Source organism: Paracoccus sanguinis, from assembly GCF_012689545.1.
GTDB classification, from domain to species: domain Bacteria; phylum Pseudomonadota; class Alphaproteobacteria; order Rhodobacterales; family Rhodobacteraceae; genus Paracoccus; species Paracoccus panacisoli.
This window is the reverse complement of record NZ_CP051542.1, coordinates 1,637,733-1,656,378: the sequence shown is the minus strand read 5'-3', so window position 1 is coordinate 1,656,378 and position 18,646 is coordinate 1,637,733. Positions and strand designations below refer to the sequence as shown.

The 18,646-nt window shown below is 72.8% G+C and carries 13 protein-coding genes; 4 read left to right on the top strand and 9 right to left on the bottom strand.

Translation table 11 applies throughout. The annotated features are described in order from the left end of the window. Positions 1 to 19: 19 nt before the first annotated feature. A complete protein-coding gene (locus HGN31_RS07865) occupies positions 20 to 880 on the bottom strand; it encodes a C40 family peptidase (RefSeq protein ID WP_168782851.1) in 861 nt (286 codons plus the stop codon). After that, positions 880 to 2,301 carry a leucyl aminopeptidase family protein gene (locus HGN31_RS07860; protein WP_168782850.1) on the bottom strand — a complete coding sequence of 474 codons (1,422 nt, stop codon included), beginning with the start codon at positions 2,299 to 2,301 and terminating at the stop codon, positions 880 to 882. Before HGN31_RS07860 ends, HGN31_RS07865 begins: the two co-directional genes overlap by 1 nt. Before the next feature lie 129 nt (positions 2,302 to 2,430). Between HGN31_RS07860 and HGN31_RS07855 the strand changes: the two genes are divergently transcribed. From HGN31_RS07855 to HGN31_RS07845, 3 genes are all read left to right on the top strand, one after another. Beyond that, a complete protein-coding gene (locus tag HGN31_RS07855; RefSeq protein ID WP_036703142.1) occupies positions 2,431 to 3,453 on the top strand; it encodes an aspartate-semialdehyde dehydrogenase in 1,023 nt (340 codons plus the stop codon). Between the two features lie 149 nt (positions 3,454 to 3,602). Further along, entirely contained in the window at positions 3,603 to 5,354 is a 1,752-nt protein-coding gene (locus tag HGN31_RS07850; RefSeq protein WP_168782849.1) for a DUF4139 domain-containing protein, read from the top strand. A gap of 261 nt (positions 5,355 to 5,615) precedes the next feature. Continuing rightward, on the top strand, positions 5,616 to 6,575 hold the full coding sequence (locus HGN31_RS07845) for a calcium-binding protein (RefSeq protein WP_052176593.1): 960 nt from the start codon (positions 5,616 to 5,618) through the stop codon (positions 6,573 to 6,575). Between the two features lie 54 nt (positions 6,576 to 6,629). Here HGN31_RS07845 and HGN31_RS07840 read toward each other — a convergent pair whose 3' ends face one another. The 3 genes from HGN31_RS07840 to HGN31_RS07830 all read right to left on the bottom strand — a co-directional run bounded on the left by HGN31_RS07840 (position 6,630) and on the right by HGN31_RS07830 (position 12,355). Further along, positions 6,630 to 9,770, bottom strand: coding sequence for a multidrug efflux RND transporter permease subunit (locus HGN31_RS07840; protein ID WP_168782848.1), 3,141 nt, complete (start codon positions 9,768 to 9,770; stop codon positions 6,630 to 6,632). After that, positions 9,770 to 11,308, bottom strand: coding sequence for an efflux RND transporter periplasmic adaptor subunit (locus HGN31_RS07835; RefSeq protein WP_168782847.1), 1,539 nt, complete (start codon positions 11,306 to 11,308; stop codon positions 9,770 to 9,772). Before HGN31_RS07835 ends, HGN31_RS07840 begins: the two co-directional genes overlap by 1 nt. A gap of 117 nt (positions 11,309 to 11,425) precedes the next feature. Then, entirely contained in the window at positions 11,426 to 12,355 is a 930-nt protein-coding gene (locus tag HGN31_RS07830) for an ROK family protein (RefSeq protein ID WP_168782846.1), read from the bottom strand. Positions 12,356 to 12,459: 104 nt separating this feature from the next. On the opposite strand from HGN31_RS07830, the gene HGN31_RS07825 reads away from it, so the two are divergent. Continuing rightward, positions 12,460 to 13,200 (top strand): copper homeostasis protein CutC, encoded by a 741-nt coding sequence (locus HGN31_RS07825; protein ID WP_168782845.1) that lies wholly within the window; start codon positions 12,460 to 12,462, stop codon positions 13,198 to 13,200. An 84-nt stretch (positions 13,201 to 13,284) separates the two neighbouring features. On the opposite strand, the gene pnp is transcribed toward HGN31_RS07825, so the two are convergent. The 4 genes from pnp to HGN31_RS07805 form a co-directional block, all read right to left on the bottom strand. Continuing rightward, positions 13,285 to 15,432 carry a polyribonucleotide nucleotidyltransferase gene (gene pnp, locus HGN31_RS07820; protein WP_036705200.1) on the bottom strand — a complete coding sequence of 716 codons (2,148 nt, stop codon included), beginning with the start codon at positions 15,430 to 15,432 and terminating at the stop codon, positions 13,285 to 13,287. A 383-nt stretch (positions 15,433 to 15,815) separates the two neighbouring features. Further along, positions 15,816 to 16,943 (bottom strand): alpha-D-ribose 1-methylphosphonate 5-triphosphate diphosphatase, encoded by a 1,128-nt coding sequence (locus HGN31_RS07815; RefSeq protein WP_168782844.1) that lies wholly within the window; start codon positions 16,941 to 16,943, stop codon positions 15,816 to 15,818. 239 nt (positions 16,944 to 17,182) lie between these two features. Then, positions 17,183 to 17,452 (bottom strand): 30S ribosomal protein S15, encoded by a 270-nt coding sequence (gene rpsO, locus HGN31_RS07810; protein WP_036705206.1) that lies wholly within the window; start codon positions 17,450 to 17,452, stop codon positions 17,183 to 17,185. A 224-nt stretch (positions 17,453 to 17,676) separates the two neighbouring features. Beyond that, positions 17,677 to 18,642: a calcium-binding protein gene (locus tag HGN31_RS07805; protein ID WP_168782843.1), complete on the bottom strand. Its 966-nt coding sequence runs from the start codon at positions 18,640 to 18,642 to the stop codon at positions 17,677 to 17,679. Positions 18,643 to 18,646: the final 4 nt, after the last annotated feature.

Genomic DNA, 18,646 nt, shown 5'->3' with positions numbered 1-18,646 from the left:
GTTGGCTGTTGGCCGAGGCTTACGGAAAGGCGACGCGCCCGTCCAGCGAGGGGGCGCCCTGCGCGGCCCCGCCCGCCGGGGGCCGCCGGGCGCCGAGGAACGGCCCGTCGCCGGCCGCGTCGATGCGGGCGATGGCGGCGGCGATGTCCTCGACGATCACCGCCATGGCCGAGGCGGTGGCGTGGACCATCCGCCCGGCGTCCAGCGCCATCGCCACATGGCCCGGCCAGAACAGCAGGTCGCCGCGGCGGATGTCCTCGACCTCGGGGAAGGCCGCGCGCTGCAGGTCGCTGTCGCCCGGACAGGCGATCCCCGCCGCCCACAGCGCCGCCTGCGCGAGCCCCGAACAGTCGATCCCGCCGCGCGAGTTGCCGCCCCACAGATAGGGGGTGCCGACGAGGCTCAGCGCCACCGCCGCCGGGTCGTCGGCGGGGGTGTCGGTCAGATGCTGGACCGGGACGAACCCGCCGGTGACAAGCTCAGCAAACCCGCCCGCGATCCCCGCCACCGCCAGCCGCGCGCCGAGCGTCAGGCTGGCGCTCTCACGCTCTTTCATCGTGGCCTTGGGGTAGATGTGGGTGGCGGGCGCGGCGACCCGGTGGGTGATCGCGGGCCGCTCGGCCGTCAGCGCGGCCATGCCGATCCAGCCGCAATAGCCGTCCGCCGCAGCCTGCACGAAGGCGCGGTCGTGGCGGCGCTCGATCACCGTCACGTCGGCGCCGAAGACGAGCTGGCGGTCGCGGCGGCCGTTCGGCTCGCGGTCCAGATCGACCAGCGGCACCGCGACGCGCATCGCCGTGCCCTCGGTCAGCGTGGGCCGCTCGATCCCGGCGCCGGCCAGCGCCACGCGGTCGGTGGCCGGGGTCAGGCGCGGGTCCATCAGCGCGCCCCCGTCGCGCGGTCGGTCAGCGCGGGCAGCGCGTTGAGGATCGCCCGCATCCCCTGACCGACGCCGCCCTTCGGCCGTCCGGGCGCGGCGGCGGGCTGCCAGCCGTAGATGTCGAAATGGGCGTAGGTGCCCGCGCCTTCCGTGAAGCGCCGCAGGAACAGCGCCGCGGTGATCGCCCCCGCGAACCCGCCCGAGGGCGCGTTGTCGAGGTCGGCGATGGCAGGCTCGATCATCGCCTCGTAGGGTTCCCAGAAGGGCAGGCGCCAGATCGGGTCGGCGTGATCGCGCCCGGAGCCGTGCAGCGCCTCGGCCGCGGCCTCGTCGTCGCAGAAGAACGGCGGCAGGTCCGGCCCCAGCGCCACCCGCGCGGCGCCGGTCAGCGTCGCCATGGAAATCAGCACCGCCGGCGCCTCTTCGGCCGCCAGCGCCAGCGCGTCGGCGAGGACCAGCCGCCCCTCGGCGTCGGTGTTGTTGACCTCGACCGTCAGCCCCTTGCGGCTGGTCAGCACGTCGCCGGGCCGGAAGCTGTCGGACCCGACGCTGTTCTCGACCGCCGGGATCAGCACCCGCAGCCCGCCCGCGCGGCCCATCCGCGCCAGCGTCTCGGCGAGGCCGAGCACGTTCGCCGCCCCGCCCATGTCCTTCTTCATCAGCAGCATCGACGACGACGGCTTGATGTCGAGCCCGCCGGTGTCGAAGCACACCCCCTTGCCGACCAGTGTGACCGCAGGCCCCGCGCCCGGAAAGCGCAGGTCGATCAGCCGCGGCGCGCGCCCCGGCCCGGCGGCGCGGCCCACGGCATGAATCATCGGATAGCCCTCGGCCAGCGCCGCGCCCGAGATCACCTCGACCGCCGCGCCGTGCCGGTCGGCGAGCGCGCGGGCGGCGGCCTCGAGCTCAGCCGGCCCCATGTCGGCGGCCGGCGTGTTGATGAGGTCGCGGGCCAGATACTCGCCCGCCGCCATCGCCAGCACCGCCTGACGGTCGACGCCCTCGGGGCAGACCAGCCGCGCCTTGGGCGGCTCGGCGGTCTTGTAGCGGGCGAAGCGATACTGCGCGAAGAGCCAGCCGAGCGCCCCGTGGGTCAGGTCGTAGGACTCGGGCGCGCCCGCGATCCGCCACGCCCCGGCGGGCAGCGCCTCGGCGGCGCGGGCGAGCGTGAAGCGCTCGCGCGCCGGGCGGTCGGCGGGGGTGGCGGGCTTGCCGATGCCGAACAGCGCGCCCCCCACCCCGTCCGGGGCGGGCAGCAGGCAGAGCTGCCCCGGCCTGGCGGCGAACCCGCTGGCCGCGGCAAAGCCGGTCTCGACCCCCTCGGGCCAGAGCGGGCCATCGTCGCCCTGCGGCACCAGCCACAGCGGGCGGGCCTCGGCGTCGGGGGCGGCAAACTCGGGTTCGGGCGAAGCGATGGTCATCAGGCGTTTCCCTCGGGGTGGGCGCAGACGCGCAGGGGACACGCGGCCCCGGCGCACAGCGCACGACATATTCACTTTCCCCCCGGTTTCCGCTAAGCGCGGCCGGCTGAAAGCGAAAGGATTCCCCAGATGGGTTACAAGGTCGTCGTCGCGGGCGCCACGGGGAACGTGGGCCGCGAAATGCTGAACATCCTGGCCGAGCGCCAGTTTCCCGCCGATGAGGTCGTGGCGCTGGCCTCGCGCCGCAGCCTCGGCACCGAGGTCAGCTATGGCGACAAGACCCTGAAGACCAAGGACATCGAGGGCTTCGACTTCACCGGCTGCGACATCGCGCTGTTCGCCATCGGGTCCGAGCCGACCAAGAAATACGCCCCCATCGCGGCGTCGCAGGGGTGCGTCGTGATCGACAACTCGTCGCTCTACCGCTACGACCCCGACGTGCCGCTGATCGTCCCCGAGGTGAACCCGGACGCGGTCGAGGGCTACGGCAAGAAGAACATCATCGCTAACCCCAACTGCTCGACCGCGCAGATGGTGGTGGCGCTGAAGCCCCTGCACGACCGGGCGCGGATCAAGCGCGTCGTCGTCTCGACCTACCAGTCCGTCTCGGGCGCCGGGAAAGAGGGGATGGACGAGCTGTGGGAACAGACCAAGGCGGTCTACAACCCGACCTCGGACGTGCCGCCGAAGAAGTTCCAGAAGCAGATCGCGTTCAACGTGATCCCGCAGATCGACGTGTTCCTCGAGGGTGGCGACACCAAGGAGGAATGGAAGATGACGGCCGAGACCAAGAAGATCATGGACCCGCGCATCAAGGTCACGGCGACCTGCGTGCGGGTGCCGGTGTTCGTCGGCCATTCCGAGGCGGTCAACGTCGAGTTCGAGGATTTCCTCGACGAGGACGAGGCCCGCGACATCCTGCGCGAGGCGCCGGGCGTCATGGTGATCGACAAGCGCGAGCCGGGTGGCTACGTCACCCCGATCGAGTGCGTGGGCGACTATGCCACCTTCGTCAGCCGCATCCGCCAGGACCCGACGGTCGAGAACGGGCTGAACCTGTGGGTGGTCAGCGACAACCTGCGCAAGGGCGCGGCGCTGAACGCGGTGCAGATCGCCGAGCTGCTGGGCAACCGGGTGCTGAAAAAGGGCTGAGGCGGATCGGCCCGCGCCGCCCGCATCGGCGGCCCCCCGCCTGACCCATCGCAGACGTGAGGGCGCCCCGGACGGGCGCCCTCTTGCGTTGTGGCGGGAACGGTCGGACCCTGTGGGCCGACCCGTCCCCGCGCGAGAGGATCGCCCCGATGCCGCTCTCCCCCACCTCGCCGGCGCTGCGCCGGATCCTGGCCGCCGCGCTGGTCCCGGCCTGCGCCGCCCTGCCGCTCGCGGCCCAGACCGCCGCCCCGGCCCCGACGGCGCTGCCCGCCCCGATCCCCGCCGCGGCCATCCCGCCGGTCCCCGTCACGCCCGCCGCCGAGCCGATCCGCGCCAGCGCCCCGGTGCGCGAGGTCACGCTCTACCCCGACGGCGCCACGGTCACCCGCAGCCTGCACCTCGACGCCGCCCCGGGCGTGCGCGAGCTGATCGTCACCGACCTGCCGCCCGGCATCGACGCCACCACGCTGCGCGTCGCGGCCACCGGCGCCACGGTGGGCTCGGTCGCGCTGCAATCCGACCGCGCCCTGCCCGGCGATCTGGCCGAGACCGACGCCGTCCGCGCCGCCCGCGCCGAGGTCCAGCGGCTCGAGGCCGCGCTGCGCGACCGCGACGCCGCCACCGCCGCGATCCGCGCCCGCGCGCAGGCGGCCGAGGATACCGTCGCCTTCCTCCGCGCGCTCGGCCAGTCCGACAACGCAACCTCGGGCGACGTGAACGCGCTGGCCGACACCGTGGCCGCCCGGCTCGTCGCCGCCCGGCGCGAGATGGTCGCCGCCGAAACCGAGGCCGCCGCCGCCGAAGTCGGCCGCGACGAGGACGTGAAGGCGCTCGACCGCGCCCGCGCCGCGCTCGCGGCGCTCGAGACGCCCGAGACCCCGCCCGTGGCGCTGATCGTCCAGCTCGACCTGCACGGCCCCGCCGACCTGACGATCACCGACCAGACCGGCGCGGCCAGCTGGTCCCCGGTCTATGACCTGCGGCTGGCGCGGACCGGCGGGACGGCGGGAACGATCACGCTCGACCGCGGGCTGATGGTCTCGCAATCGACGGGCGAGGACTGGACGGGGGTGGCGCTGACGCTCTCCACCGCCCGCCCCGCGGGGCAGGTGCAGGCGACCCCGGTGGACCCGTGGTTCCCGCGGGTCGAGGATGGCGCGGTGAGCGCCGTCCCGATGCAGGATGCCATGCCGAGCTACGCCCCCGCCGCGCCGATGCCCGAGATGGCGGTGCGCAGCCTGGGCAAGGGCGCCGCGGTCGGCAACGCGGCGCTGGACCGGATCGGCGCGACGGTCGTCTATCGCTACCCCACGCCGGTCACGATCCGCACCGGCGCCGACGCGGTGCGGCTGGGGATGGACGCGCAGGCGATCCCGGTCGAGGTCGCGGCCGAAGCCGTGCCGCTCTACGATGACAGCGCCTATCTGCGGGCCGAGGGCAAGAACCCGCTGCCCGAGCTGATCCTGCCGGGCGCCGCGACGCTTTACGCCGACGGCGCGCGGGTGGGCGACACGGCGCTGCCGCTGATCGCCGCGGGCGACGACATCCGGCTGGGCTTCGGCCCCATCGACGGCCTCAGGGTCGAGCGGCGGGTGCCCGAGCAGTCCGAGGGCACCCGCGGCCTGATCCGCAGCGCTAACCTGCGCGAGGAGACCGCGACCCTCAGGATCGAGAACCTGACCGGCGAGGCATGGCCGCTGCGGGTGGTGGACCGGGTGCCGGTCAGCACCCAGGACGACCTCAGGGTCGAATGGCAGGCGAACCCGGCCCCCGACGAGACCGACCCCGAGGGGCAGCGCGGGGTGCTCGTCTGGCACACCGACGTCGCCCCGCACGCGGTGCGCGAGATCACCCTGACCACGACGATGCGCTGGCCCGAGGGTCAGGTGCTCGTCGAATAGCGCCCTTTCAGCGACCCGATAGCGCCCCTCACCGGGCAGGTTTCCGCCCTCGCCGCCCGGCGCGCGGGCCGGAACCTGCCGATCCGGGCCGCGCCCGTCTCGACACCTGAATGTGAGCGAACGGGTCAGGCCCGGCCGCGTTCATCCGCGCAGACCCGGCGATCACGCCCGGCGCGCCGCAAGGTGATGCCGGGTTGATCGCGCCGGCGTCTAGACTGTCCCGCGCCGATCATGGCGCTACCCCTGCGGAGTTCGAGCAGAATGGCTTACAACGGTCTCATCGGAACCGGCACCTCGCGGACCGGATCGATCTCGTACAATGGCGACTACGACACCTTCAACACGACCTTCATCGCCGGGCTGACCTATTCGGTCGCGGCCAAGGGCGCCTCGAGCGGCAGCGGCTCGCTCGTCGACCCGAACATCTCGCTCTACTCGGGCAGCACCCGGCTGATGTACAACGACGACATCAACCCGCCGAACGACTCGACCCCCGGCACCAACCGCGACGGCCAGATCACCTTCAAGATCGCCGCGGGCGGGACCGGCACCTATACGCTGGGCGTGGGCGAGACCGGCAACAACGCGATCGGCAGCTACACCCTGACCGTGTCGGCCGGCTATGCCTCCAACGCGAACGACAGCGTGACCGGGACCTCGGCCAATGACGCCATCCACGGCATGGCGGGCGACGACGTGATCTACGGTCTGGGCGGCAACGACAACCTGATCGGCGGCGCCGGCAACGACACTCTGCTGGGCGGTGATCTGGGCGACGTGCTGCAGGGGCAGGCGGGCGCCGACGCGCTGCGCGGGCAGGCCGGCAACGATATCCTGTTCGGCGGGCTGGGGGCGGACAACCTCTACGGCGGGACCGGGGCCGACACCTTCCGGTTCCTGTCGCACGCCGAATCGAACAACACCAACGGCGTGGACGTGATCGCCGGCGCCGATGGCGCTATCGCGTTCGAGGGCGTGGGCGTGACCGGCGGCGACGTGCTCGACCTGCGCGGCATCGACGCGAACCTGACGCTCGCCGGCGACCAGGCCTTCGTGTGGAGCGCGTCGCGCGCCGCCGGGACCATCGCGCTGAGCGAGGTCAACGGCAACACGGTCATCAACGGCCACGTCAACAACGACGGGGTGGCCGACTTCACCCTCGTCATCGCCGACGGCGCGATCACCGCCAATCAGTACAGCGGGGACGAGTTCCTGCTCTGAGCCGCTCTGAGACCGAAAGACCAGCGGGGCCGCCTCATCCGGGGCGGCCCCCGTTCATTCCGCCGGCGCCGCGGGCGGCGCGGCGGCCGGCGCGTCCGGGTTCCGCAGCGGCCGGTTGCCGCTGAAGCGCCGCACCGCGACATAGAACCCCGGCACGAGGAACACGCCGAGGAACGTCGCCGCCATCATCCCGCCCATCACCCCGATCCCGATCGAGTTCTGCGCCACCGCACCCGCGCCGCTCGCCACGGCCAGCGGCGTCACCCCGAGGATGAAGGCGAACGAGGTCATCAGGATCGGCCGCAGCCGCAGCCGCGCCGCCTCGACCGCCGCTTGCGCGGTGCTGCGGCCCGCGAACTCGAGCTCGCGGGCGAACTCGACGATCAGGATGGCGTTCTTGGCCGCAAGCCCGATGGTCGTCAGGATGCCGACCTTGAAATAGACGTCGTTCGACTGTCCGAACAGCAGCGCCGCCGCGACCGCGCCCAGCACGCCGACCGGCACCGCCAGCATCACCGAGAACGGCACCGTCCAGCTTTCGTACAGCGCCGCCAGCGACAGGAACACCACCAGCGCCGACAGCGCATAGAGATAGGGCGCCTGATTGCCCGACTGCCGCTCCTGATAGCTGAGGCCGGTCCAGGCCACGCCCCAGCCGCCGGGCAGCTCGGCCACCAGCTCCTCCATCGCCTCCATCGCCTGCCCCGAGGTCCAGCCCGCGCCCTCGCTGCCCGAGACCGAGATCGCGTCCGAGCCCTCGAACCGCGCCAGCCGCGGTGCCACCGGCACCCAGCGCGTGGACATGAAGGCGCTGAAGGGCACCATCTCGCCCTGCGCATTGCGCGCGTACCAGCTTTCCAGATCGTCGGGCTGCATCCGGAACGGCGCGCCGCCCTGCACGATCACCGGGCGCAGCGTGGCGCCCATGGCGAAGTCGTTGACCTCGCGCCCGGCGAAGATCGTCGAGAGCATCCCGTTCACGTCCGAGAGGCTCAGCCCCAGCGCCTCGGCCCGCTGCGCGTCGATGTCGAGCCGCAGCGCCGCGTCGTCCTGATCGCCCTGACCCTGCACGTTGCTCAGCCGCGGGTCGGTCGCGGCGCGGGTCTCGAGCGTCTGGACCGCGGTGCGCAGCGCGTCCGTGCCCTGCGCCGACTGGTCGATCAGATACATCTGGAACCCGGCCTGGTTGCCCAACCCCTGGATCGGCGGGGGCTGCATGAACATCACCCGCCCGGCGCGATGCCCGCCGAAGCGGGCGTTGGCGCGCCGCACCACGGCCGCGGCCGACTGGTCCGGGTCGCCGCGCTCGGCAAAGTCGCGCAGCTTGACGAACAGCATCGCCCGCCCCTGGCCGCTGCCCGAGAACCCGAACCCCAGCGCCCCGAAGGTCGATTCGACCGCCGGCTCCTCGGTCAGCAGGTAGTGCTCGATCTCCTCCACCACGGCGAGGGTCTGCTGCGCCGTGGTGCCCTCGGACAGGTTCACCTGCGCCATCATCACGCCCTGGTCCTCGGTCGGCAGGAAGGTCGAGTTCATCCGCGTGAACAGCGCCCACACCCCCGCGCTGAGCAGCGCCAGCACCACGAGGACCAGCACCGGATGCCGCACGATCCGCGCCACCGCAGCGGCATAGCCGTCGGTCAGTCGGTCGAACCCGTGGTTGAACCAGCGCGCCGGGGCGAAGCCCTTGCCCTCGCGGTGCGGCCGCAGCAGCGAGGCGGTCTGCGACGGCGTCAGGATCAGCGCCGCGGCCAGCGACAGCGCCATGGCGGTGATGATCGTGACCGAGAACTGCCGGTAGACCACCCCGGTCGAGCCGGCCATGAACGCCATCGGCAGGAACACCGCCGACAGCACCACGGCGATGCCGATCAGCGCCCCGGTGATCTGCCGCATCCCGATCTCGGTCGCCCGCACCGGGTCGAGCCCGTCCTCGCGCATGATCCGCTCGACGTTCTCGACCACCACGATGGCGTCGTCGACCAGAAGGCCGATGGCCAGCACCATGGCGAACATCGTCAGCGTGTTGATCGAATACCCCAGCGCATAGAGCACCCCGAAGGTGCCGAGCAGCACCACCGGCACCACCACCACCGGGATGATCGTCGCCCGCCAGCTCTGCAGGAAGATCAGGATCACCCCGATCACCAGCACCACCGCCTCGATCAGCGTGTGATAGACCTTGTTGATGGATTCCTCGACGAAGGGCGAGGTGTCATAGGCCACCCGCACCTCGACCCCCTCGGGCAGCGCCGATTGCAGCCCGTCCAGCACCGCCCGCACGCCCGACGCGGTGTCCACCGCATTGGCCCCGGTCTCGAGGTTGACGCCGAACCCCGAGGCGTTCTGCCCCGAGAACCGGCTGTTCGAGCCATAGCTCTGCTGGCCGATCTCGATCTCGGCCACGTCGCCCAGCCAGACCGAGGCGCCGTCCGCGCCGGTCCGCAGCAGGATGCGCTGGAAATCCTCGACGCTGGTGAGCTGGCTCTGGGCGGTGATCGTGGCGGTGAACTGCTGGCCCGGCACCACCGGTTGGGTGCCGAGCGCGCCGACTGAGACGGTGGCGTTCTGCGCCGCCACCGCCGCGGTGATGTCCGAGGGCGTCAACTGGAACTGCGCCAGCCTGAGCGGGTCGAGCCAGATCCGCATCGCGTAGCCCGAGCCGAAGACGTTGATCCCGCCCACGCCCGGCACGCGCTTGACCGGCCCCTCGACCACCTCTTCCAGCAGGTTGCCGAGTTCGAGCGTCGAATAGCGCCCGTCGGTCGAGACGAGCGCGCCGACCAGCAGGATCGACGAGGACGAGCGGGTGACCGAGACCCCGGCGGTCTGCACCGCCGAGGGCAGCCGCGCCTCGACGCTGCGGACCCGCGACTGGACGTCGTTCAGCGCGTCGGTCGGATCGACGCTGTCATCGAAGGTCAGCGTGATCGACGCCCGCCCCTGCGACGAGGTGGATTCGAAATACAAGAGCCCGTCGAGCCCGGTCAGCGTGTCCTCGATGGGCGTGGTGACCGAGTTCTGCACCGCCTCGGCGGTGGCGCCGCTGTAGCTGGCCGAGATGCGGACGGTGGCCGGTGCGATGTCGGGATATTGCGAGACGGGCAGTTGCAGCACCGCCCAGATCCCGGCGAGCATGGTGACGATCGCCAGCACCCAGGCGAAGACCGGGCGATGGATGAAGAACTGCGCCATCAGTTGGTCGCCGTGGCGGGCGGGCGCGCGGTCGGGCGGGCGGCGGCGCTGCCCGCGGGGGCGGATTGTGCCGCGGGGGCCGCGGGGGCAGGCTGGTCTGCGGTTGCTGGGGCCGGCGCGGCGTCAGCCGCCGTGGCGGCCGGTTGTTCTGGCGCACCTGCCGGGGCCGCTGCGGCGTCAGTCCCCGCCGCTGCGGCCGCCGGTTGTTCCGGGGCGCCGGCCGCCGCCGGCGCAGCTTCCGTTCCCGCTTGAGGCGTCGCCGCGTCCGGTGCGCCCGCCGCAGCCGGGGCGCCGGTCCCCGTCCCCGCCTCCGGCGTCGCCGCAGCGCCCTCGGCGGCGGCATCGCGCACCACCCCTTCGGCGTCGATCACCACCGGCACGGTCGTCACCTCGACCCCGGCCCTGAGGTTCGTCAGCCCGTCCAGCACCAGCGCGTCGCCCGCGGCCACGCCCTCGGTCACGATCCAGGCGTTCTCGTGCGTGCCGACCTCGGTCAGCGTCACCTCGACCGTGCGCCCGTCGCGCACGAGGAACGCCGTCAGCGCCCCGCTGGCCGAGCGGCGCGTGGCGCGCTGGGGAACCAGCACGCCGTCGACCGTGCCGATGGTCAGCCGCACCCGGACGAACTGCCCGGGCAGGATCAGCCGGTCGGGGTTGGGGAACTGCAACCGGAACGGCACCGTGCCGGTGGTCGCCGACACGGTCGTGCCCGGCGTCACCATCTCGCCCGCGCCCTCGTAGACCTGCCCGGTCTCGAGGATGAGTTGCGCTTCGATCCCCTCGGGGCGGTCGAGCGTGCCCTCGCTGCGCCGCGCGTTGTGGCGCAGGAACCGGGCGCGGCTTTCCGAGACGTCGACGTAGATCGGGTCGAGCTGCGTGACCGTGGTCAGCGCGTCGCTCTGGCTGGCCGTCACGAGATCGCCGACCGAGACGGTGGCGAGATCGGCCACCCCGTCGATCGGGCTGTGGATGTCCGAGCGGTCCACCGCGAGCTGCGCCATGTCGCGCTCGGCCTCGGCCGCCGAAAGGCTCGCGCGGGCGTTGGCCAGCGCCACCTGCGCGGTCTCGAGCTCGGCGCGGCTGACCCCGGTGCCCTGCAGGCGGTCATAGCGCCCGACCGTCGCCTGCGCGCCTTCCACGGCGGCGCGGGCGCTGGTCACCGCGGCCTCGGCGGCCGACAGGGTGGCGGCGCGCTGGTCGTCGTCCAGCCGGAACAGCACCTGCCCGGTGGTGACGGATTCGCCGGGGCGATAGGCGATCTCGGTGATCTCGCCGCCGACCTGCGGGCGGATGGCGGTCTGGTGAAAGGCTACCGCGCGGCCCGGCAGCTCGATCCGCACCGGGACCGTGCTGCGGGACAGGGTGGTGACGCCCACCTGCCGCGGCGCCCCGCCGGGTCCACCGGGCCCACCCGGACCGCCGGGCGCCCCCTGCGCCACGGCCGGGCCGGGCAGGACGAGCGGCGAGAGGCTGGCCAGACCGCCGAGAAACGCGGCAGCCAGCAGAAGGGCGGGGGTCGAGCGGAGGGGGGCGCGCATGGCCGCAGGATTGCAGCCGGGACGCCCGGCGACAAGGGCCAGACTGCGCCGCAGGACGGCCTTGTGATCGGCGCGGCCGTTCGGCACGGGCGGACGAGCAGTGCCGAGGACGTCCGGTCAGACCGGCGGCAACGTCCCCTCGGCGATCCGCCGGGCCAGCAGCGCCGCGCCGCGCACGCCGCTGGCATCCCCGAACCGCGCCAGCCGCAGCTGCGGCTGCGGCACCCCGGGCATCAGCCGCGCGGGCAGGGCGGCGGTCAGGCGCGAGACGACGCCGGGGATCTGCGAGACGCCGCCGCCCAGCACCACCACGTCCGGGTCGATGGTCATCTGCAACACCTCGAGCGCCTCGGCCGCGAGGTCGGCCCAGACCGCCATCACCCGCGCGGCCCCGGCATCGCCCGCGGTCAGGCGGGCCGCGATCTCGGGCGCGGGCAGCGCCCCCATCCCCAGATGCGCGGCCAGCCGCGTCAGGCCGGGACCGGCGACGTAGCTCTCGATGCAACCCACGCGCCCGCAGCCGCAGTCGAAAAGCCCCAGCCCGTGCCGGGCGAGCGCCCGCCCTGGCATCCCGCTGTGCCCCAGTTCCACCGCGATCCCGCCGAAGCGCGGGGCCGGGGCGCCATCGACGCAATACCCCGCCGCGACGCCGGTGCCGAGGATCAGCCCGACCGCGGCGGCGGCGCCCTCGGCCGCGCCGCCGTTCGCCTCGGAAAAGGCGAGCGCCATCGAATCGTTCATCACCGGCAGCGGCCGCCCCACCGCTTGCGTCAGCCGCGCCGCCATCGGCTGCCCCGAGATCGGCAGGTTCGCGGTCTGCGCCAGCCCGGTTTCGGGCTTGACCAGCCCGGTCATGGCGATCCCCACCGGCAGGTCGGCCCCCGCCTGCGCGCGCAGCCACGCGACCTGCCCGGCCAGCGCGGCGAAGAAGCTGTCGGCGCTGTCGCGGGGCGTCGGCACCCGGCGGCTGTCGCGCAGCCCCATCCCCTCGTCGAAGAGCCGCGCCTCGATCTTGGTCCCGCCGATGTCGAGCCCGCCGCTGATCATCCCGCTTCCCCCGCCCGTTGCCGCCCCCGTCCTCTATCCCGCCGCCCGGCGCTTGCCAAATCCCGCCCGGCGCCCGAGTGAAGGCCGAACGAAGGGGGGCGCGCATGGCCGTCGAGATCGAGATCGTGGTGGACGACCCCGCGGGGCTGGACGCCGCCGCCGCCGCGGGCGTGGACACCATCGAGCTCTGCGGCGGGCTGGCGCTCGGCGCGCTGACGCCCTCGGCCGGGCTGATGGCGCGGGCAGCGCGCTGCGGGGTGCGGGTGGCGGCGATGATCCGCCCCCGGCCCGGCGACTTCCGCTATGGCGCGGCCGAGCTGGCGGTGATGCGCGACGACATCCGCGCCGCCCGCCAGGCCGGGCTCTGGGGCGTGGCGCTGGGGGTGACGGACGCGGACGGGCGGCTTGACCGCGCGGCGCTCGGCCCCCTGATCGCGGCGGCCGGGGGGATGGCGGTGACGATCCACCGCGCCTTCGACGTGACCCCCGACCCGCGCGCGGCGCTCGAGGACTGCGTGGTGCTGGGCGTGGCGCGGATCATGACCGCCGGCCACGCGCCGACCGCGGCCGAGGGCACCGCCGGGCTGCGCGCGTTGGTGGACGCGGCGCGGGGGCGGGTGGCGATCATGGCCGGGGGCGGGGTCAGCGCCGGCAATGCCGCGGCGCTGATGGCCGCGGGGGTGAACGCGCTCCACGCCTCATGCAGCGCGATGCGGCCGGTTGCCCGCCCGCTCGGCGCGCTGCGGATCGCGCCCGAGCGGATGGCCACCGACCCCGCGGCGATCCGGGCGCTCATCGAGGCGGTGCGCGGGGCCGAGCGCGCAGGGGACCAGCCGCCCCGCTGACCCGGCCCGCAGAGGCACCCGCGCCCGCCGCATGAAAAAGGCCCCGGCGAACCGGGGCCTTTGTCGTTTCAGCTCAGGGGCGGGTCACTCCGCGTCGGCGGACTCGCGCTTCGGCTCAGAGATCTCCTCGCCGGTCTCCTGATCGACCATCTTCATGCCCAGGCGGACCTTACCGCGATCGTCGAAGCCCAGCAGCTTCACCTTCACCTCCTGCCCTTCCTTGAGCAGTTCGTTCGGGTGGTTCAGCCGCTTGCCGGCGATCTGGCTGACGTGCACCAGCCCGTCGCGCTTGCCGAAGAAGTTCACGAAGGCGCCGAAATCGACCAGCTTGACGACCTTGCCGGTGTAGATCTTGCCCTCTTCCGGCTCGGCCACGATCGAGTGGATCATCTCGTAGGCCTTCTTGATCGAATCGGCGTTGGCCGAGGCGATCTTGATCGTGCCGTCGTCGTTGATGTCGACCTTGGCGCCCGAGGTCTCGACGATCTCGCGGATCACCTTGCCGCCCGAGCCGATCACTTCGCGGATCTTGTCGGTCGGGATGGTCATCGTCTCGATGCGCGGGGCATGGGCCGAGAACTCGCGGCGGCCTTCGGACAGCGCCTTGGCCATCTCGCCCAGGATGTGCATCCGCCCATCCTTGGCCTGCGCCAGCGCCTTTTCCATGATCTCGGGCGTGATGCCCTGGACCTTGATGTCCATCTGCAGCGAGGTGATGCCCTTCTCGGTGCCGGCCACCTTGAAGTCCATGTCGCCGAGGTGGTCCTCGTCGCCCAGGATGTCGGTCAGCACCGCCCAGTTGGCCTCATCCTCGAGGATCAGGCCCATCGCCACGCCCGCGACCGGCGCCTTCAGCGGCACGCCCGCGTCCATCATGGCGAGGCTCGAGCCGCAGACCGTCGCCATCGACGACGAGCCGTTCGACTCGGTGATCTCGCTCACCAGGCGGATGGTGTAGGGGAAGTCGGTCGCCGTCGGCAGCACCGCCTGCAGCGCCCGCCAGGCCAGCTTGCCGTGGCCGATCTCGCGCCGGCCGGGGCTGCCCACGCGGCCCACCTCGCCCACCGAATAGGGCGGGAAGTTGTAGTGCAGCAGGAAGTTCGAGCGGAAGTTGCCGTGCAGCGCGTCGATGATCTGCTCATCGTCGCCGGTGCCCAGCGTAGTCACGCACAGCGCCTGCGTCTCGCCACGGGTGAACAGCGCCGAGCCGTGGGTGCGCGGCAGGATGCCGACCTCGGTGTCGATCGGGCGCACGGTCTTGGTGTCGCGCCCGTCGATGCGGGTGCCGCCGCGGATGATGTCGCCGCGCAGGATGCCCGATTCGAGCTTCTTCATCGCCGACCCGAGGTTCGGGTTCGCCAGCTCGTCCTCGGTCAGCCCCTCGCGGACCTTGACCTGCGCCGCCTCGATGGCGTCGCGGCGCTCGCCCTTGTCCTTGATGGCATAGGCGGCGCGCATGTCCGTCTCGCCCAGCGACTTCACGCGGGCATAGAGCTCGGAATAATCCGGCGACTGGAAGTCGAAGGGCTCTTTCGCGGCGGCCTCGGCCAGCTCGACGATCAGGTCGATGACCGGCTGCATCTGCTCATGGCCGAACTTGACGGCGCCGAGCATCTCTTCCTCGGTCAGCTCATAGGCCTCGGATTCGACCATCATCACCGCGTCGCGGGTGCCGGCCACGACGAGGTCGAGGCGCTGGTCGGGGTTGCCCTTGAGGTTGTCCATGTCCTGAACCTCGGGGTTCAGCACGTATTCGCCGTTCGAGAAGCCGACGCGCGCAGCGCCGATCGGGCCCATGAACGGCACGCCCGAGATGGTCAGCGCCGCCGAGGCCGCGATCATCGCCACGATGTCGGGGTCGTTCACGAGGTCATGGCTCAGCACGGTGCACATGACGAGCACTTCGTTCTTGAAGCCCTTGGCAAAGAGCGGCCGCACCGGGCGGTCGATCAGCCGCGAGGTCAGCGTTTCCTTTTCGGTCGGCCGCGCCTCGCGCTTGAAGAAGCCGCCCGGGATCTTGCCGGCGGCATAGTATTTTTCCTGGTAGTGCACGGTCAGCGGGAAGAAATCCTGCCCCGGCTTGGGTTCGCGGGCGTAGGTCACGTTGGCCATGACGCTGGTCTCGCCCAGCGTGGCGATCACCGAGCCGTCCGCCTGGCGGGCAACCTTGCCCGTTTCCAGCGTCAGGGTTTCCTGACCCCACTGGATGGATTTCCGAATTTCATCAAACATCTGGTTTCCTCGAAGGCGGACCGCCCCTGCGGTCGCCCGTGTCTATGGCGGCCCCATTGCCGCCGCCCCCCATCCTTTGCACGAGGCCGGGGGCCGGCCTCACGTCACAGATTGCGGGGGCATACAGGAAAATGGCCGGCGGGGGAAGGGAGCGGTTGGGTTAACCCCCTTTGCACCCCCGCCCGCAGCGGCGAGGGCGGCAGCCGCAGCGCCCGCAACCCGGCCTGATCGAGGGGGCGCGGGGGCGAAATCCCACGGGTTCACCCGGACGTTCACCTGCCCCGGCGCGCCCGGCTCGCGGTCGTAGTCGGACCGAGAAGGTCGATCGCGCCGTGCCGGACGCCGTTCCATGTCGCCTCGGTCTGCAACCTGTTGGGGCCGCCTCACCCCACCTGGCGCCCCGCCGCCCAGACGCCGCGCACCCGCGGGGTGGTCTCGAGCCCCGCGACCCGGACGAGGTCCGCGCGCAGCCCCTCTGCCAGCGCCCCGCGGTCGGTCAGCCCCGTCGCCCGCGCAGGCGTCGCCGTCACCGTGGCGAAGGCCCGCGGCACGTCCCCCCAGAGTTGCGCGAGCCGCGCCGCCCCGAGGATCAGGCTGCCCGGCACATAATCCGAGGACAGGATGTCCAGCAGCCCCTCGCCCGCCAGCGCCTCGGCCGCGACATTGCCCGAATGGCTGCCGCCCCGGATCAGGTTCGGCCCGCCGAGGATGGTCAGGATGCCGTGGTCGCGGCAGGCCTGCGCCGCCTCGCGCGTGGTGGGGAACTCGGCGAGGCGGACGCCCAGCGCCGCGCTGTCGGCGACCTGCCCGGCGGTGGTGTCGTCGTGGCTGGCCAGCACCGCGCCTAGCGCGCCTGCCGCCGCCACCGCGGCGCGCAGGTTTTCGTCCCCGTGCCGGGCGCTGATCGCGCCCAGCCGCTCGACCAGCGCCGCGAAGGCCGCGTCGCTCAGGCCGTTCCGGCCCTGCTCGTATTCCTTCAGCTTGCCGATGTCGCGGAACTGCCGCTGCCCTGGCGTGTGGTCCATCAGGCTGACCAGCCGCACCCCGTCGCCGGGGCCGAAGGCCGCCAGCTCCTCGACCAGCGTTTCCGAGCACATCTCGGCCCGCAGGTGCAGGGCGTGGCTGATCCGCGTCGCGCCCGCCAGCGCCGCGATCTCGCGCGAGAGCGCCCGCGCATAGGGCCCCGAGGGGGTGCCCGGCTTGCCGATCGAGCCGACCCTGAGCGCGTCGAAGACGGTGGTGATCCCGACGCTCGCCAGCTCTCCGTCATGGGCGAGGAAGGCCGCGGCGTGCGGCCAGTCCACGCCGGGGCGCGGCTGGATGTGACGCTCGAGGTTGTCGGTGTGCAGCTCGACCAGCCCGGGCGAAAGGTCGTCGCCCGCGCAATCAATGGCGCCCGCCGGCACCCGGTCCCCCTCGATGATCCGCGCGATCCGGCCGCCGTCGATCTCGACCGCGCCGCGCATCACGCGGTCGGGCAGGATCAGCCGGGCGTTGGCAAGAAGGGTCATGGCCACTCCACAGGACGCGACACCCGACTGCGGGCCGCACGCGAGTTTGTCAACGCCGCCGCCCAGACGCGACCTGACGCGGCGACGGCGAAAATCCCGTCCCCTCTCGGGCTGGACCCAAATATCCCGGGGCCCGGGGCAGAGCCCCGGCCGGCGCCGCCTGGCCGCGACCCCGGGACAGCAAAACGCCCCGACCTCGCGGCGGGGCGTTCCTCAGTCGCAGTCGCAGGCGCAGGGCCTCAGCGGCGCAGGCCCAGGCGGCCGATCAGCGCGGTGTAGCGCGCCTCGTCCTTCTTCTTCAGATAGTCCAGCAGCTTGCGGCGCTGGGCCACCAGCTTCAGAAGGCCACGCCGCGAGTGGTTGTCCTTCTTGTGGGTCTTGAAATGCTCGGTCAGCGTCGCGATGCGCGAGCTGAGGATGGCCACCTGCACTTCGGGCGAGCCGGTGTCGCCGGATTTGGTGGCATATTCGCCCATGACGCGGGCCTTGTCCTCGACGGTGATCGACATCGGGGTCTCCTGTTGACGAAAGATGAATGGCACAGCCCGGGATGTCGTCCAGCGCTGGCCCGTGGAGGGTTGGCCGCGATGCGCCGATCGCGGATCGCGCGGCTATAGGGCAGCCGGCCCGCAAAGGAAAGCCGATTCGCGCCCGTCCGCCCTTCCCGCGCCCGGCGTCCGTCTGGCCCGCGTGCCCGCCGACGGCCGGGCCGGGCGCCCCGCCGGGGCCGCGCTCACGCCGCCCGGACTCCGATCATCCCGGCCTCGAGCCCGCGGCCGTCCAGCACCATCGCGACCGGCTCGCCGTTCAGCAGCACCAGCGCCGTGCCGTCATCCTGCGGCTCGACCGTCACCTGCGCGTCGGCCAGCCGGTCCTGCGGCACCACCAGCTCGATCCGGTCCTCGTCGGCACGGAAATCGGCGAGCGTCGCCGGCCCGCTGCCCACCGCATCGCCGGGCAGGGTGAACCGGTCCGCCCCCGCCCCGCCCTCGAGCCAGTCGTCGGCGTGGCCGGTCAGCGTGTCGTCGCCCTCGCCACCGTGCAGCCAGTCGCGCACCCCGTCGGCCTCGCCCGCGTCGAGCACGTCGTCGCCCGCATCCCCCGACAGGTCGTCCGCCCCCGCGCCCGCGTGCAGCGTATCGTCCCCGGCGTTCCCGGACAGCCAGTCGTCCCCGACCCCGCCCTCGGCCCGGTCGTCGCCGTCGCCGCCCAGCAGCGTATCGTCGCCGGTCCCGCCCTGCAGCCAGTCGTCGCCGCCGTCGCCGGCCAGCAGGTCGTCGCCGTGCCCGCCGCGCAGCGTGTCGTCGCCGAACTGGCCGAGGCTGTAGTCGCCGTAGATCACGTCGTCGCCCGCCCCGCCGGCGATCAGGTCGTCGCCCGCCCCGGCGCGGATGTCGTCGTCGCCGCCGCGCCCGTCCAGCCGCTCGTCGGCGTCGGTCCCGGCCAGCCAGTCGCTGTCGTCGCTGCCGAGGATCGGCGCCTCGGGCCCGTCCGGCGCCTCGCCGGGGACTTCGCCGGCCCCGCCATCCGGGTCGGGGTCGCTGCCGTCGGCCCCGCCATCGCCCCCGCCCTCGGCAGCGCCGGGGTCGGTCGCCTCGCCCGTCTCGTGATCGGCGTCGTCGTCGGCCTCGTCCCCGGCGGCGTGGTCGAACGTCAGGGCCAGCAGCATCAGGCCCGCGCACCCCATCAACAGCAGCATCGTG

Excerpts from the sequence above, each read along its gene's own strand:
- HGN31_RS07865 (WP_168782851.1), bottom strand. The coding sequence starts at position 880 with ATGGACCCGCGCCTGACCCCGGCCACCGACCGCGTGGCGCTGGCCGGC.
- HGN31_RS07860 (WP_168782850.1), bottom strand. The coding sequence starts at position 2,301 with ATGACCATCGCTTCGCCCGAACCCGAGTTTGCCGCCCCCGACGCCGAG.
- HGN31_RS07855 (WP_036703142.1), top strand. The coding sequence starts at position 2,431 with ATGGGTTACAAGGTCGTCGTCGCGGGCGCCACGGGGAACGTGGGCCGC.
- HGN31_RS07850 (WP_168782849.1), top strand. The coding sequence starts at position 3,603 with ATGCCGCTCTCCCCCACCTCGCCGGCGCTGCGCCGGATCCTGGCCGCC.
- HGN31_RS07845 (WP_052176593.1), top strand. The coding sequence starts at position 5,616 with ATGGCTTACAACGGTCTCATCGGAACCGGCACCTCGCGGACCGGATCG.
- HGN31_RS07840 (WP_168782848.1), bottom strand. The coding sequence starts at position 9,770 with ATGGCGCAGTTCTTCATCCATCGCCCGGTCTTCGCCTGGGTGCTGGCG.
- HGN31_RS07835 (WP_168782847.1), bottom strand. The coding sequence starts at position 11,308 with ATGCGCGCCCCCCTCCGCTCGACCCCCGCCCTTCTGCTGGCTGCCGCG.
- HGN31_RS07830 (WP_168782846.1), bottom strand. The coding sequence starts at position 12,355 with ATGATCAGCGGCGGGCTCGACATCGGCGGGACCAAGATCGAGGCGCGG.
- HGN31_RS07825 (WP_168782845.1), top strand. The coding sequence starts at position 12,460 with ATGGCCGTCGAGATCGAGATCGTGGTGGACGACCCCGCGGGGCTGGAC.
- pnp (WP_036705200.1), bottom strand. The coding sequence starts at position 15,432 with ATGTTTGATGAAATTCGGAAATCCATCCAGTGGGGTCAGGAAACCCTG.
- HGN31_RS07815 (WP_168782844.1), bottom strand. The coding sequence starts at position 16,943 with ATGACCCTTCTTGCCAACGCCCGGCTGATCCTGCCCGACCGCGTGATG.
- rpsO (WP_036705206.1), bottom strand. The coding sequence starts at position 17,452 with ATGTCGATCACCGTCGAGGACAAGGCCCGCGTCATGGGCGAATATGCC.
- HGN31_RS07805 (WP_168782843.1), bottom strand. The coding sequence starts at position 18,642 with ATGCTGCTGTTGATGGGGTGCGCGGGCCTGATGCTGCTGGCCCTGACG.